Genomic DNA, 14,383 nt, shown 5'->3' on the forward strand with positions numbered 1-14,383 from the left:
GTGTACCGGAAAGTGCTCAACCCCTCAATCTGCTCCTCCTGGAAGGAAACGTCGTGAAAAAAGCCCTGCTGCTCTCCTCTGCCCTGGCCATGGCCCTGGCTGCTCCGCTGATGGCTTCGGCCGAATCGCAATTGGTGACCGGCGCCGGCTCGGCCACCGCACGCCTGGATTTCCGTGTGGTCATCCCCCGCGTGCTGTTCCTGGGTGTGGGCACTGGCGCTGCCGGCCTGACCACGAACACCACCATCGACACCGTGACCTTCGACTACACCGGCAACCCGGCTGCCGTCGGCACCGGTGCGGCCGCCAGCACCATCACCGGCAACGTGGTGCCGGTGCGCGTCATCGGCAACAACGGCCAAGTGAGCCTGGTGGCCTCGACCACGGGCGCCTTGACCAACGCCACGGCCGACACCATTCCCTGGTCCGAGATCACCGCCACCACCAGCCTGGCCGCCCTGCCCAGCCCGGTGATTCCCAACACGGGCACCGGCACCGGCAGCAACGTGACGCTGTCTTCCGGCACCAAGATCACCGACCGTTCGGCCAACTGGACCTTCAGCTACGCCAACTCGGGGGTTGTGGCACCCGGTACCTACGGCACCACCAACGGCCGCGTCACCTACACCGCCTCAATGCCCTGAGGCGGGTCGCACCGCCTGCAGCCCCGGCGCCACTGGAGCCGGGGCTTTTTTCACACGGAGCCGCGTGGAAGTGGGTTCCGTGATTTCCGGGGCCTCCATTCGTGAAATTACCCCCTGGAGTTGCTCGCTCCGCAAGCCACAATGCCCCCATGACACGCCGAGCCCCCACTCCCACCCTGCGCCAGTTGGCTGGCGCTTGCCTGGCGGCGCTGTGCCTGGCCGACATGGCGGCGGCACACGCCTGGTCACTGACCATGACGGCGGCCTCGCGCCGGGTGTTTCTGCATGTGGGCAATGGCACGCTGGATGCCACCAATGGCACCGTCAATCTGGTGCAGGTGACCGTGCCAGCCACCGCCATCGGCAACGGCCTGGCACAGGGCATGACCAGCAACAGCACCCAGGCCAACAGCCTGTATGGCGACAACTACGCCACGTGCCCGACGCCGTCCACCCAACTCATGATCGGTGCCTCGTACCGGCGCAGCAACGCATCCAACGGTCCGGCCAGTGCCACTCTGAGCGTCACCTCCCCTCCGAGCCTGAGCAACGCCAGCGGGGACACAATTCCCTTCACCGAAATCAGCTGGACCGTGTCGGCGCCTGGCAGCAGCGTACCCAATGTGATCCCGGCCGGCACCTTCAGCGGCGGAACCCAGACGCTGGCCACCGTGCCGGCAAACACCTACATCGAGAACTGCCACACCTACAGCTACGCGAACAGCGAGGTACGTGCGGCAGGCACCTACAACGGCAGGGTGACGTACACCCTGAGCAGCCCATGATGCCCTGGCGCCGGTTCCTGGCCGCGGCGCTCGCGGCACTCGCTGCGGTGGGCGCGCAAGCCAATCCCCATCGGCTGGACGACTCGCTCAGCCACACGGTGCCGCCCAATGTGCAGATGCAATGGCGCCCGGTGCCGCCTGGCCAGTCCGACGCCGGTGGCATGGAGGCCTGGTTGCGCGTCAATATCCGCATCGACACCCGCGACTGGGTGGGCCGCAGCGGCCGTATCTACATGGTGCTCGCCCGCGACCAGGCGTCCACCATCGAAGCCGTATGGACCTCCCAGGGCCGGCTGCAGGCCGGCCGGCTGCTGTCGGGCGAGCGGGCGCTGGTGTACGCGGGGACCATTGCGGGTACCACGCTGGAGGACCAGCTGCAGGTGCGCCTGCGCTCCGGCGCCGACTGGCAGAGCGCCAGCCGCCGCCTGAATTTCCATTTCGAACTGGACGTGGACTGACAGCACGCATGACCGACCCAACGATGTCCCGCCACGGCCGGTATCTGCGCTCCTGCGGCACGGCCTTTCTGCTCGCGACTCAGGCGGCACTGGCGCAAGCCCAGGGCTTCGCGGCCTACATCACACCACCGCGCTTCGAGGTGCAGGTCGCTCCTGGCCAGAACCTGCGCCAGGTGGTCGAAATCCAGCACGTCGGTTCGCAGAAGGGCCTGTACCGCGTCTACACCAACGACTGGTCGTTTCTGCCGGACAACTCCGTCGCATTCAGCGACGCACTGGCACCCGACAGCTGCCGGCCCTGGGTGGCCGTGGAGCGGCGAGAACTCACCATCGAACCCGGCGCGCGCTACCGGTACCGGTTCGAGATCGCGCCGCCACCGGGGACGCCAGCGCGCGAATGCCGTTTCGCGCTGATGATTGAAGGCCTGGAGCCTGCGCGCCTTCAAGGCGATCTCAACTTCCCCGTCGGGGGCCGCATCGGCGTGATCGTGTATGCCACGGTGGGGGATGCCGCGCCCCGGCTGGACATCGTCGCGCGACGTGTGTCCACCATCAACGGCAAGCCCACCGCTGTCGTCGATGTGCGCAACAGCGGCAACGCCCACGGGCGCCTGGAGGGCTTCGTCAATGGCACCGATGCCAGCGGCGCGCGCCTGGAAATGGCGCCCGCCGACCTGCCCATCCTGCCGGGCGAGACGCGTTCCATCGCCATCGTCCCGCTGGCCGAAGAAGGCAAGCCCGCGCCCGAGGTCCGCTTTCCCTTGACGGTCAAAGGCAACCTGGAATGGGGCAGGAACCGTCTTCCGCTGGACGCGAGTTTCGCCCCATGAGGCGGGAGGCGCCTCTTTCCGTTCGCAGCCTGCTCGCTGTTCTTGGCGCCTCGGCGGTCCTTCAGCCAGTCTGGTCACAGACCGCCGCGCCGGCGGCCCAGGCGGACCAGGGCGCCTACGTGGACCGTGTGATCGACAACCTGCCGCCCGAGCCCGAGGACGATGCATCACCGTATGCCTACGACCGCGAGGGCATGCCACGCTTCCTGCGTCTGGAAACTCGCCTGGGCACGACGCCGTTCGACCCCACGCATCGCGCGCGCATCGGCTATGGCATATACGGGTTGCTGGAAACACCCAACCACGGCACGCTGTCGATAGACGGCACCTACGCCCCGCACGACAGCAGCGGCGCGCTCACGCTGCGCCAGCGCGGCATGCCCTGGGGCGATGGCTGGCTGGCCAACCATGAACTGGGCGTGATCACACCCGCAGCACCCCGCATCACCCGGCTGCCGGCGCGCGTGTTCCTGCCTTCGGCCATCGTGCAAGGCTTGGGTGCCGAGTGGGAAAACCCAGCCCGCGGCCTGCAGCTGCAGGCCAGCACGGGGGAGCCCGGGCGGCTGGATTTTCTGCCCGCCAGCGGTTTCCGCAAACTGCCGGGTACGCGCAGCACCCTGGGCGGTCAATGGAACCTCAACGCGGACGCCGCCAATCCGCTGTCCAGCCAGGGTTGGACCGTCGCTGTACAGCAAGAAAATGCGCGCGGCGTTTCCTATCTGGACACGCCGACCCAGGCCAGCGACTTCGTCAACGCGAATTCGACACTGCTGGCGCTGCGCCATGAAGGCGGCGAGCACCGCATTCAGGGACAGGTGGTGCACACCGAGGCCAGCAATGTGGCTGGCGGCCGCAGTGGTTTCTGGGTGGACGGCGAGTGGGACGATGGCCCCCGCCGCCACGGTGTGGGCGCCTACCGCCTCGAACCCGACCTGAGCTGGGCCAACCTGCCCATGGCCAACGACATCGTGGGCGCCTATGTCCGTTCGAGCTGGCGCACCCGGCAGTGGTCCGCCGAAGGCTCCGTGGACTGGCTGGACTCGGTCAGCGGCCGCAACGCCAGCGGCTATTTCGCCACCGGCTCGGCGCGCTGGCGCCTGAACCGCGACCATACCCTGGGCGCGGGCGCCACCGTGCGCCAATTCAACGGCAACGCCTGGAGCACCTACGGCGACTGGCGCTTCCAGAACGGCTGGGGCACCAGCGGCCTGCGCCTGGAGCTCACACGGGGCGACAACGAGGCCGACGCACGGTGGCTGACCTGGGACCAGGACTGGCGCATGCCGCTCTCCTGGTCGCTCTCCACCAGCCTGGGCGTGGGCGCGTACGACGCCCACAATGGCCAACCCGGCGAGTCGCTGTGGAATGCTGCGGTGAGCCTGGCCATGCCACTGTCCAGTCGGGCCAACCTGCGTGGCAATCTCAATACCGAGCGCAGCAATTCGGGCCAGGCCCGCCACAGCCTCAATCTCGGCGCCGACTGGCGCATCGACCAGCGCTGGAGCCTCGAAGCCAACTACAACCGCTCCACCGGCCGCAGCCGGTTCAACCCCTCGCTCGATCCGCTGGCACCCTTCCTGCCGGTGGTCGTTCCCGCATCGGACCGCTCCTTCTACGCCGTGCTGCGCTACGAGTTCGAGGCAGGCAGCCGCAGTGTTCCTCTGGGCGGCAAGCCTGCCGAAGGCGGTGGCCGCATCGAAGGCACGGTCTACTTCGACGCCAACCGCAGTGGAACGCAGGAAGCCAGCGAAACCGGCGTGCCCAACGTCACCGTCTACCTGGACAACCGGTATGCGGTACGCACCGACAGCCAGGGCCGCTTCGAGTTCCCCTTTGTCGCCGGCGGTCCGCGCACGCTGAGCGTGCGCAACGAAACCCTGCCGCTGCCCTGGTCGGTGGTCAATGACGGTCAGGTCAAGGTGGACGTGCGCGTCCGCGAGAACATTCGCCTGACCATCCCCGTGCAGCGCGCCGAGTAAATGAATAAGAAAAATTCATTGCCATAAGACGGATAGCGTCGATGTGGCCATTTCGGCATAGGCCAACACTCCAGCGCCACCAGACAGGCTGAACAAGGCACGTGCGCCTACAGCACCTGGTCAAGCCCCTCATGCTGCGCTGCGGCGAAACCGCTCAAGTTGCCCGAGGTGCGACCGATACTGGGTCATGCACCCCCTCCAACGCCTCCAGCCTCGCACGCCAGCCCTCCTGCTGGCGACGGTTTTGCTGCTGGCGCCAGTCGCAGGGGGGGCCGAGAGCAGCTTCACCAGCCCGTCGCGCGGCACCAGTGCCTCGCTGGACTTTCGCATCGTCATCCCGCCGGTCATGCAATTGCTGGAGAACAGCCACCCATCCCGGCTGGACCCGGCGCGAGACGGTGCGTTCAGCGCACAACAGAAGCTGGTGGTGGTCTCCAACCTCAAGCGCGGCTTCTGTCTGAGCATGCGCATGGCAGCGCCCGAGGTGGCGGCCTGGCGCTTGCAGACGTCCCAAATCGGTGGCGTCACCTTGAACGAGGTCGCCGACGGGTACCGCCTGTGCACCGCACGGGCAGGGCGCTACACGCTGATGCTGCAGCACGACTTCAGCGCCAGCCCGGGGCAGGCCGCGCAGGCCATGGCCTGGCCGGTACAGACCGATCTGGTCGCGCTCTGACGGCGGTCGCTCGCCTCAGCGCGCCAGTTCCCGGGGCAACAAGGCCCACATCTGCAGCGGCTGCTTGAGAGCCGCCGCCACCGTGTAAGCCTCGTCGCTCCAGCTTCCCCACCCCGTGAAGAGATCAGCGCGCACCGCGCCCACAATGGCGCCACCGGTGTCTTGCGCCATGACGAGGCGCTGCTGGTTCAAAGTGGCGCCCTGCGTCGCCAGCCAGACCGGCGTACCGTAAGGAATGCTCTGTGGATCCACCGCGATGGAGCGTCCCGGGGTCAGCGGTACGCCTTGCGCGCCACGCGGTCCGAAGCGCGCATCGAAGTCGCTCAGCGCCTCTTCGCGGAAGAACACAGTGCGCGGATTGCTCCAGAGCATCTCGTTGAGGCGGCGAGGGTTCTGTGCGGCCCAGGCCTTGATCGCATCCCAGGAGGCTTCGCGGATCGCCCGCTGGTCCAACAGCCAGCGCCCCACGCTTTGGTAAGGATGGCCGTTGTGCGCCGCGAAGGCCACACGCACCTGGCGCAACCGCCCATCGGCCTCGACCAGATTGAGCCGTCCCGACCCCTGGATCTGCAGGATCAGTGCGTCGATGGGGTCGGCGAGCCAGGCAATGGCCCTGCCGCGCAGCGCGGCCTGCGCGGCCGGATGGGTATCGATGTCCTGGCGACTGAACCAGGGTTGGTCGGGCCGCAAGCCAGGTGGTGGACCGTACAGCGGCGTGCGATGCTGCTCGGTGGGCACCCGGCTGGCGTTCATGATGGGTTCGTAGTAGCCGGTCAGCAGCCCCTGCGGCGCCGCACCGTCAGGCTCGGTCACGCGGTAGGGCAGGAAACGGCGCATCACCCAGGCCTGCTGCTCCTGACCGGTGGCGATGGAGAGCTGTCGCACCTCACTGCACAGGCCGGCCTGGCCTGGCGCGGGCCGCTCGCAGCCGCGCACCCAGGCGTTCCAGACTTCGTAGAGCGAGTCCTGGCCCCAACCGGGCAGTTCGCTCCAGCGCACCGGCGTCCAGCGGCTGCGGGCGCGCTGGATCGGGGGCGGCAACACGCTGTCGTCGGGCGGCTGGGCCACCACACCGGGTACCGGTGCGGGCGTGGGCTGGGGGTATGGCGTGGTATCGACCGCGCAGGAGACCAGGCTTCCTACAATCAGCGCTCCCAGGCCAAGGCCGCACAACCACCGCCCAGTCCCCTGGCGGGGCGATTTTTCAGACAGATCCATGACCTTGTTGTTGCTTGAAGCGCTGGGCGCGCTGGTGTTGCTGGTGTTCATCGTTTGGTGGACCATGTTCTCGGGTCGCAAGAAGGGCGAGCTGCCCGACGCGGTGGAGCGCGAAAAGCAGGAGCCCGACGACCGCCGGTCATGACGTGCGCAGCACGTTCGCGAGCTCCACGGCGGACTTCACACCCATCTTGTCGAACACGCGCGAACGGTGTACTTCCACCGTCCGCACGCTGATGTTGAGCTGATCGGCCACCAGCTTGTTGGGCAGACCGGCGATCACGAGATCCATCACGTCGCGCTCGCGCTCGGTGAGGCTGTCGAGCTTCTGCCGCAGTTCGCTCTGCGCCTGGCGCTGCGCCAGCACCTGCGCGGACTGGTTGAGCGCATGTTCCACACGGTCCACCAGGGCGTTGTCGGAAAACGGCTTCTCGCAGAAATCGAAAGCGCCTCGCTTGACCGCATCGACCGCGGTGGGCACGTCCGCGTGACCGGAGAGAAAGATGACCGGCATGCAGGCTATCCAGGGCAGGGCCAGCAGTTGTTCGAACAGGGCCAGGCCGCTCATGCCGGGCATGCGCACGTCCAGCAGCACACAGCACGGCGCCACGGGCGCCTCACGCCAGACCGAGGCCCCCTCCACGAACGCCTCGGCGCTGTCGTACCCCTCGCTGAGCAAGCGGCGCGTACGCAACAGCCAGGCCAGCGCCTCGCGCACACCCGCATCGTCGTCGACGAGGTAGATCTTGGCGTCCGGATGCTGGGTCATGCGCGGATGATAAGTGCCTTCATGCCACCGGCAGCGTGAAGCGGAAGACCGTGCCCCGTGGCATGGCGTCTTCGTGCGTGAGCGCGCCACCGTGCTGCTCGATCACGGTGCGGCACAAGCTCAGTCCCAGGCCCATGCCCTCGGCCCGGGTGGTGAAGAATGGCGTGAACAGCTTTTCCTGAACCTCGTTGCTCAGGCCTTGTCCATGGTCGGTCACCGCGAAGAAAACCCAGGTCTTGCGCGGCCGGTCATCGGGTTCAGGATTGGCATGCGCACGCGCGGGTCCCACTTCCACGCGCAGCACGCGCAGGCCCGATGAGGCTGGCGGATCGCTGGCGGGCATGGCCTGCATGCCGTTGCGCGCGAGGTTGAGCAGCACCTGTTCGACCATGGTGCGGTCGCACAGCACCGGCGGGCATTCGGGCGCGACCACGATTTGCAGCCGGATGTCCTGCTTCTTGGCCTGCAACAGCAGCAAGGGCTGGATGGCGTCGATCAGGCTCTGGGGCGTGACGGCTTCGCGCACCTGTTCCCTGCGTCGCACGAAATCGGCCACACTTTTGATGACGCGGCCTGCGCGTTCCGCCTGTTCGCCGATGCGGCGCATGGCCTGCTGCAGGTCGGTCTGCTGCACCGATCCATGCGACTGCTCCAGCAGATTGAGGGTGCCGCTGGCGTAACTGGAGATGGCCGCGAGGGGCTGATTGAGCTCGTGGCTGAGCAGGGAAGCCATCTCCCCCACCGTGGCCAGCCGGGCGGTGGCCTGCAGGCGCTCCTGCGATGCGCGGTTGAGTTCCTCGACCCGGCGCTGTTCCGTGAGGTCCAGGATGGCACTCATGAAACCGGTCTGCTTGCCCTGGGCGTCGATCAGGGGCGCCTCGATGATCAGCACGGGAAAGCGTGTGCCGTCGGCACGCTGGAACACCGACTCGAAACCTTCCCTGGGCAGAATGCGTCCCGCCAAGCGGACCGCCTGGCGTTGCCGGTACTCGTCCACCAGCTCGGGGGGCCACCAGGGAAACGGCGGCCCCGAACCCACGAGTTGCTCGGCGGGCAGGCCAACCAGTTGGCAGAACGCTGGATTGACATAGGTGATGCGCCCCTCGAGGTCGCGCGCCCGCAGGCCCGTGACCAGCGAGTCCTCCATGGCTTTGCGAAAGGCCAGCGCGTCGGCGACGTCGAGCTCCGCGCGCTGGCGCAGCCGGATGTCGCGCCCAAGCAGAAACAGCACCAGCAGCAAGGCCAGCGAAAGCGCGCCGACCACAGCGGTGAGCACATTGGGGAACAGGCCCCCGGTGCGGCGCGGCGCCTGCAACTGCAGAATCAGTGTGTGCCCCGGCATGTCGAGCACGGTACGCGCGGTGAGCGTGCGGTAAGGGCCGTGGACCATGCTGTAGAGCGCCAGCCGCGTGCCATCGACCTCGTTGAACGTCAGGCCGCGCCCACGCAGCGAGGCGTGGTTGGTCAGTTCGGAGAGGATGCCGACCAGCGAATAGGTGACGACGAGGTAGCCGTCGGCCTGTGCCGCACGAGAGACCGGCAGGCACATCTCCATCAGTTCCACGCCCTGGCCGCCGGCCATGGGCCAGAAGTAGCTGCTGGAGTACGACGGTCCGGAGATGCGGCGCGCGTTCTCGCACGCCAGGCTGACCTCGGCCGGCAGGCTGGCGCGGGTGAGCAGGCTGTAGAGATCACCGATATAGGGTGTGTCACGGGCGGCGATGAGCCGCAGGTTGTTGCTGCGCCACTCGACGCGCGCCATTTCGCGGTGGCGCGCCAGCAGTTCGGCCGCGGGCCCGTCCCAGTTCTCAGGTGCCGGCGACACGCTGTGCAGCGACTGCAGGGTCTGCACGTTGCGCACGAGGTTGCTGCGGATGTCGCTGACCAGGGTCGCCGCCTCCTGCTCCAGCGCGGCTTGGTCGCGGCCTTCTTCGTACTCGGTGGCCAGGAAGACCAGCACCACGAGCAGGATGAGCACCAGCAACAGCAGCGCGCCCCACAGCAGCCAGCGGCGCGAGCGCAGCGCTTCGCGCCAGGAGAAGCGGGGCATGGCGGGCGCGCTCAGAGGCGGCGGTGCTGCAGAGAGGGCAGCTGTTCGCGCACCGTGCGCAGGCGCTCGATGTCCAGGTCGGCCAACACCACGCCGGGCCCCGTGGCATGCATGGCCATCACCTCGCCCCAGGGGTCGATGACCATGCTGTGGCCCCAGGTGCGGCGCCCGTTCTCGTGCACACCGCCCTGTGCGCTGGCAATCACGAAAGCCTGGTTTTCGATGGCACGCGCGCGCAGCAGCACTTCCCAATGCGCCTGGCCGGTGGTGTGGGTAAAGGCGGCGGGTACGAGCAACACGTCGGCGGCGAGCATGCGGTAGAGCTCGCCAAAGCGCAGGTCGTAGCACACGCTCTGGCCGATGCGCCATGTCTGGCCTGCATGGTCGCGGCATTCAAAGACCGTGGGTGTCTCGCCCGCACGCAGCACGGCGGCCTCGTCGTAGCGTTCACGGCCATTGTCGTAACGGAACAGGTGGATCTTGTCGTAGCGGCTGGCGCACTCGCCCCGCGGCCCATAGACCAGGCAGGTGTTGGCCGCGTGGGAAGGGTCGTCGGTGGCCATGGGCAGCGTACCGCCCACGATCCAGAGCTTGAGGTCGCGCGAGGCATCGGCAAGAAAGTCCTGCACCTTGCCCAGCCCGGGCGTCTCTGCCAGCAAGAGCTTGTCCTCGTCCCGAGCCCCCATGAAACAGAAGTACTCGGGCAGAACGGCCAGTTCGGCACCGGCGGCAGCGGCCTGACGCAACAGGCGCAGGGCTTCGCTGAGGTTGGCGTCCAGGCTGATGCCGGAGACCATCTGGATCGAAGCGACTTTCATACAGGTCCATCCTTTCGCTGGGGCAGCCCACGCGCTGCCGTGCCGCGAGCTTACTGCAGCGTGCCCCGCGAGGGGTCACGCGGGGACGTTGGCTCCGGCGAAGGGCGGTCGATGCGCTCGACCTGAGGGTCCGCCCAACTGCCGGTGATCTGGAACTGCTGCGTGGTCGCACTCTGCAGCGGCTGGCGCAGCAGAAACTGCGCCAGGAAGCTGCCGATCCCGATGGCCGGGTTGATGGCGGTGGCGATCAGGGACGCGGTGCCGGCGTTGATTTCCGGCACCACCACCACCTTGATGTCCTGCTGCTCGCGCGCCAGATCGGCACTGCCCTCCATCAGCACCGCCGCGTTGACGCCTTTCATCTGCAGGTTGTTGGTGGAAAGCACGCCCTGCGAGATGCGTGCATCGCCACGCACGAAATCGAAAGCGAAGCCTTCGGAAAACACATCGCGGAAATCGAGCGCCAGCCGCCGGGGCAGGGCCTGCAGGCTGAGCACGCCCAGCAGGCGTGCGACACCGGGGTCGGCCTTGAGAAACTGGCCGCGCTCGAAATCGGCGCGGATCTGGCCGGACAGGCTGGGGTAGTCGATGGACAGGGGTGAGCCGACCCAGCCGATCTGGCCTTCGATGCGCCCCTTGCCTCCGCGCACCACGCCCTCGCGACCGAAACGCGTGAGCAACTGGCCCGAGTCGTCCACGTCCAGGGTGAAATTGAGCACCGTGCGCCGCTGCGCGGGCAGGCCCCCATCGACCTGCGCGCCCAGCGCCGCCCAGTTGCCCGTGGCGCTCAGGCGCGCTTCCGGCACGCCCAGCCGCAGCTTGGTGAGCCGCCACTCCGCCGAACGCGCGGGGCCGCCGCGGTTGAAGGCTTCAATCTCGGCGCGGCCCAGGCGGCGGCCGGCCAGGCTCAGGTCCTCCACCATGATGTCCAGCGCCGGAACGCTGCTGGGCTGGGTGAGCAATTGCTCCACTTCGCTGGCCGCGGCCGGCGCCAGGGTAAGACGCGCCAGCCGCGCATAGATGCTGCCGGCCGAGCCGCTGCCCGACTGGCGGATTTCCACATAGCCATTGAGCTCTTCGGCATCGACATTGGCCCGCCAGTGGGTGCCTTCACGGGACCCGCCCACCACCACGCGGTGGAAGTCTCTCCCCTCGACACGCACCCGGTTGGCACGGAGCGCCAGCGTGGTGGGCAGGTAGGACAGCCCGGCCGAGACCGCCTGCGACGCGGACGCGGTCGCGCCGCGAACGTCCATTCCGGTGCTGCTGCTCAGCGCCCGTTCCCAGGCGTCCAGGTCCACCTGGTCGAACTGTGCCTGCGCGTTCACGCCATCGGCAGGCAGGGCCACCGACGCGCCCTCTTCCGCGCCGATGGTCACGCTGCCGCGCAAGGCCCTGGCCTCGCTGCCGCTGACGTCGCGCTCATAGTGCAAGGCCAGCGCGGGCGCCTGCACGGGGCCCAGCTGAATGGCCAGACGGTCGGTTCGAGCGACCCCATTCGGCGCCACGTCCAGCACCGTGTTGTCGTAGCGCAGCGGCAGACTGGCCTCCGCGCTCTTGCCCAGCGGAGCGGGCAGGCTCAGCGCCATGCCCTGCAGGTTGCTGGCCACCTGCAGCTCCACGGCGCCTCCACGAAAGCCCAGTTGCGCCGTATAGGCCGCGCTCCCACTGGCGCTCTGGAAGAGACGCGAGACGAAGCCCAGACCGGCTTCGCGCAAGGCTTCCGCGCGAACCTCGCCCTGTCCACGAAACTGCACGCGCGCAACGCCACGGGCATCGGGCCGCAGACCTCCGTCAAAGCGGACCTCTCCTCCCAGCAGACGGGCCTGACCGCCACGCACGGCAAACCCGGTTTCGCTGAATGTCAGTGCGCCCTTGGCGCCGCCCAGCAGCGGAGACTCGGGGCTGATCTGCACATCGTTGCCATCGAGCTGCAGGTTGCCGCTCACCTTGGTGGCGGTGGCATCGTGCAGCGGCACTTCCAGTCCGAACCCCACCTGCGCAGCGCCACCGATGCGCGCACGCGCCAGCGCCTGGTCGGTCATGCGGTTGATCGGCGAGCGTTGCACGAACCCCAGCAATTCGCCCGCTGGACCCTGCACCCGGGCGCTGGCCACGAGCACGGAATTGCCCGCGAGGTCGGCAATGCCCACCTCGCCCTGGCTCAGGCGTGCCCCCGGGGCACCGGCCAGGCCGGCCTGGATGCCGGTGACTTTGAAACTGTTGCGGTCCAGCACGAGCTCGCCGGAAACCCCTCGCAAACCTGGCCAGGATGCTTCGCCCGCGGACTGCAGGAACGCGGGTACGTAGTCCATGTCCACCTTGCGCAGCCGTGCCGCGATGCGGAATTCGCCCTGGTCGCCCGGGTCTTCATAAGGTGCCTCCGCCACTTCGCCGCGCACACGGAAATCCACCTGGTCGGACTGGCCACCCAGCACCGCCTCGCGCACATAGCGGCGCGCCTCGGCGGGCATGGTCAGCGGCAGGTAGCGGTGCACGCTGGTGGCGTTCGCACGGGTCAGGCGGGCGGTGAGGTCGAGCACGCCGGGAAAGCGCTGACCGGCCTGTTCGCCCGTGTGCCAGCGCACCTGGGCCGTGCCCTCGGCATCGGCATTGCTCACCCGCACGTTGTCCAGTTGCACCTCGATGCGCTCGCCCTGCACGCGCCAGGCAGCGCTCGCCTCCAGGCGCTGCACCGGCAACTCGGCCTGTTCAAACACGTCGGGCAACTCCAGCACACCGTCCTTGACACTCAGGCGCGCCCGACCGCCCTGGCTGCCTGCCTCAAAGTCCACCGTGGCTCCGCGAATGCCTGGACGACCCGGCAGCGGATAACGGCCCGAAGCGGCCATGCGCCCGCTGGGCTGACCCGCGAACGCCAGGCCCACCACGCGCCCGCTGGCCTGGTAGCTGCCTTGCGCCCATTCGCCAGGGCGCCCCTGCCAGCGCATGGCGAGGTTGCTGACCTCGCCTGCCGGCTGCAACTGCGCCAGCAGCGCGTGCGCGTCGGTGGGCATGGGCAGGCGACTCGCCAGGGCCGCGAGCGCCGTCAGATCCAGGCGCTGGGCTTTGAGCGTCAAGGTCTCGTTCTGGCTGCCCGGCGGGGCTGTACGGCCCAACTGCAGGCTGGCGGCAGGCCAGTTCACGCCTTCCAGGGTGCGGAACCGCAGATCTTCGGTCACAAGGCTGAAGCCATCGTCACCCCAGGTGGCGGCCACGCGCCCCTGCAGGTTGTCAATGCCCAGCACGGGCAGTTCGGGCCCCAGCCGCGTCTGCACCTCGCGCAAGGACAGGTCGGCGGTGAGCCCGGCGAAGCGCCCACGCTCCACATCGGCCCAGACACGCAGCGCACCGTGACCAGACTGCACATCGATGCCCCAGTCCGACAGGTCCACATAGGCGTGCAGGCGTTCGGCATCGATGCGGGCGACATCCGCGTAGACCTCACCGCTCCAATGCTGCCAGGGCGTGCGCCGCTCGCGCGCCTGAAGATCAATCAGGGGCTCGCGCAGCCGACCTCGCAGACTCAAGCGCTCGCCCCATTCGGGTGGCGGGGTGGCGTCGATGCGGAACTGGTGCGTCAGCGCCGTGTTGCGCACCACGAGGTCCACCTTGTCCAGGGCCAGCGTGGGCTGCCTGCGCTGGTCATCCGTCCAGCGCAGCGTGCCCTGCCGGATGACGAACTCGTTCTGCGCAAAGAACCAATCCGCCGCCTGACCGTCCTCGTCCTGCGGCCCTGACAGGTCCAGGCCCGCCACTTCGATGCGCCCTTGCTCGGTGCGCCGCACATCCAGCACCGGCTGGTCAATCACGATCTGTTCGAAGCTGCCGTGCCAAAGCGAACGCACAGAGACGGCTGTGCGAATCAGCGGCAGTTGCAACGCGACCTCGCCGCGCGGGTCAAAGAGCCGCACGTCGCGCAGCTCGAAAGAAGGCATGAGCGGGGGCAGCCAGCCCCTTCCGGAACCGCCGCTCTCGGCGCGGATCTCGCCCACCCGTACCGGAACCCCCACCGCCGAGCTGGCCCAGCGCTCAAGCTCGGGACGCCATTCGCCGATTCGGGGCACAATCCACGCGTGCAGACCGATCCAGGTCAGCACGAAGAGGCCCCAGCCCGCCAGCACCAACCACAGCACGAGCCTCGTCACCAACGAAA

General features: G+C 68.1%; 12 protein-coding genes. 7 read left to right on the plus strand and 5 right to left on the minus strand.

All coding sequences use genetic code 11. The features are described 5' to 3' along the window. Positions 1 to 53 precede the first annotated feature (53 nt). The 6 genes from KIT53_RS14495 (at position 54) to KIT53_RS14520 (ending at position 5,372) form a co-directional block, all read left to right on the plus strand. Entirely contained in the window at positions 54 to 644 is a 591-nt protein-coding gene (locus KIT53_RS14495) for a hypothetical protein (RefSeq protein ID WP_297753698.1), read from the plus strand. A gap of 149 nt (positions 645 to 793) precedes the next feature. Beyond that, positions 794 to 1,429 (plus strand): hypothetical protein, encoded by a 636-nt coding sequence (locus KIT53_RS14500; protein WP_297753701.1) that lies wholly within the window; start codon positions 794 to 796, stop codon positions 1,427 to 1,429. After that, positions 1,426 to 1,887 carry a hypothetical protein gene (locus KIT53_RS14505; RefSeq protein WP_297753703.1) on the plus strand — a complete coding sequence of 154 codons (462 nt, stop codon included), beginning with the start codon at positions 1,426 to 1,428 and terminating at the stop codon, positions 1,885 to 1,887. Before KIT53_RS14500 ends, KIT53_RS14505 begins: the two co-directional genes overlap by 4 nt. Positions 1,888 to 1,895: 8 nt before the next feature. Further along, positions 1,896 to 2,717: a hypothetical protein gene (locus tag KIT53_RS14510; RefSeq protein WP_297753705.1), complete on the plus strand. Its 822-nt coding sequence runs from the start codon at positions 1,896 to 1,898 to the stop codon at positions 2,715 to 2,717. Beyond that, positions 2,714 to 4,696 carry a hypothetical protein gene (locus tag KIT53_RS14515; protein WP_297753708.1) on the plus strand — a complete coding sequence of 661 codons (1,983 nt, stop codon included), beginning with the start codon at positions 2,714 to 2,716 and terminating at the stop codon, positions 4,694 to 4,696. The genes KIT53_RS14510 and KIT53_RS14515 overlap by 4 nt, the downstream gene beginning before the upstream one ends. A 187-nt stretch (positions 4,697 to 4,883) precedes the next feature. Continuing rightward, complete coding sequence (locus tag KIT53_RS14520) at positions 4,884 to 5,372, plus strand: hypothetical protein (protein WP_297753710.1); 489 nt, start codon at positions 4,884 to 4,886, stop codon at positions 5,370 to 5,372. A gap of 15 nt (positions 5,373 to 5,387) precedes the next feature. Here the strand turns inward: KIT53_RS14520 and KIT53_RS14525 are convergent, their stop codons facing one another. Beyond that, positions 5,388 to 6,656, minus strand: a complete 1,269-nt coding sequence (locus tag KIT53_RS14525) for an MltA domain-containing protein (RefSeq protein ID WP_297753713.1) — start codon at positions 6,654 to 6,656, stop codon at positions 5,388 to 5,390. Here KIT53_RS14525 and KIT53_RS14530 point away from each other — a divergent pair. Continuing rightward, positions 6,589 to 6,735: a hypothetical protein gene (locus KIT53_RS14530; protein WP_297753716.1), complete on the plus strand. Its 147-nt coding sequence runs from the start codon at positions 6,589 to 6,591 to the stop codon at positions 6,733 to 6,735. The genes KIT53_RS14525 and KIT53_RS14530 overlap by 68 nt on opposite strands. Here the strand turns inward: KIT53_RS14530 and KIT53_RS14535 are convergent. Genes KIT53_RS14535 through KIT53_RS14550 form a run of 4 tightly spaced genes read right to left on the minus strand, consistent with a single transcriptional unit; the run spans position 6,730 to position 14,363 of the window. Beyond that, positions 6,730 to 7,359, minus strand: a complete 630-nt coding sequence (locus KIT53_RS14535; protein WP_297753719.1) for a response regulator — start codon at positions 7,357 to 7,359, stop codon at positions 6,730 to 6,732. The genes KIT53_RS14530 and KIT53_RS14535 overlap by 6 nt on opposite strands. A 19-nt stretch (positions 7,360 to 7,378) precedes the next feature. Beyond that, positions 7,379 to 9,409 carry a PAS domain S-box protein gene (locus tag KIT53_RS14540; protein WP_297753721.1) on the minus strand — a complete coding sequence of 677 codons (2,031 nt, stop codon included), beginning with the start codon at positions 9,407 to 9,409 and terminating at the stop codon, positions 7,379 to 7,381. An 11-nt stretch (positions 9,410 to 9,420) separates the two neighbouring features. Continuing rightward, positions 9,421 to 10,227 carry a carbon-nitrogen hydrolase family protein gene (locus KIT53_RS14545; RefSeq protein ID WP_297753723.1) on the minus strand — a complete coding sequence of 269 codons (807 nt, stop codon included), beginning with the start codon at positions 10,225 to 10,227 and terminating at the stop codon, positions 9,421 to 9,423. Between the two features lie 50 nt (positions 10,228 to 10,277). Continuing rightward, complete coding sequence (locus tag KIT53_RS14550) at positions 10,278 to 14,363, minus strand: YhdP family protein (protein WP_297753726.1); 4,086 nt, start codon at positions 14,361 to 14,363, stop codon at positions 10,278 to 10,280. Positions 14,364 to 14,383 lie beyond the last annotated feature (20 nt).

The organism is Hydrogenophaga sp. (genome assembly GCF_026125785.1).
GTDB lineage: Bacteria > Pseudomonadota > Gammaproteobacteria > Burkholderiales > Burkholderiaceae_C > Hydrogenophaga.

What these genes read in the sequence shown, in the direction of transcription:
- KIT53_RS14500 (WP_297753701.1), top strand. Translation starts at nt 794, where the DNA reads ATGACACGCCGAGCCCCCACTCCCACCCTGCGCCAGTTGGCTGGCGCT.
- KIT53_RS14505 (WP_297753703.1), top strand. Translation starts at nt 1,426, where the DNA reads ATGATGCCCTGGCGCCGGTTCCTGGCCGCGGCGCTCGCGGCACTCGCT.
- KIT53_RS14510 (WP_297753705.1), top strand. Translation starts at nt 1,896, where the DNA reads ATGACCGACCCAACGATGTCCCGCCACGGCCGGTATCTGCGCTCCTGC.
- KIT53_RS14515 (WP_297753708.1), top strand. Translation starts at nt 2,714, where the DNA reads ATGAGGCGGGAGGCGCCTCTTTCCGTTCGCAGCCTGCTCGCTGTTCTT.
- KIT53_RS14520 (WP_297753710.1), top strand. Translation starts at nt 4,884, where the DNA reads ATGCACCCCCTCCAACGCCTCCAGCCTCGCACGCCAGCCCTCCTGCTG.
- KIT53_RS14530 (WP_297753716.1), top strand. Translation starts at nt 6,589, where the DNA reads ATGACCTTGTTGTTGCTTGAAGCGCTGGGCGCGCTGGTGTTGCTGGTG.
- KIT53_RS14525 (WP_297753713.1), bottom strand. Translation starts at nt 6,656, where the DNA reads ATGGTCCACCAAACGATGAACACCAGCAACACCAGCGCGCCCAGCGCT.
- KIT53_RS14535 (WP_297753719.1), bottom strand. Translation starts at nt 7,359, where the DNA reads ATGACCCAGCATCCGGACGCCAAGATCTACCTCGTCGACGACGATGCG.
- KIT53_RS14540 (WP_297753721.1), bottom strand. Translation starts at nt 9,409, where the DNA reads ATGCCCCGCTTCTCCTGGCGCGAAGCGCTGCGCTCGCGCCGCTGGCTG.
- KIT53_RS14545 (WP_297753723.1), bottom strand. Translation starts at nt 10,227, where the DNA reads ATGAAAGTCGCTTCGATCCAGATGGTCTCCGGCATCAGCCTGGACGCC.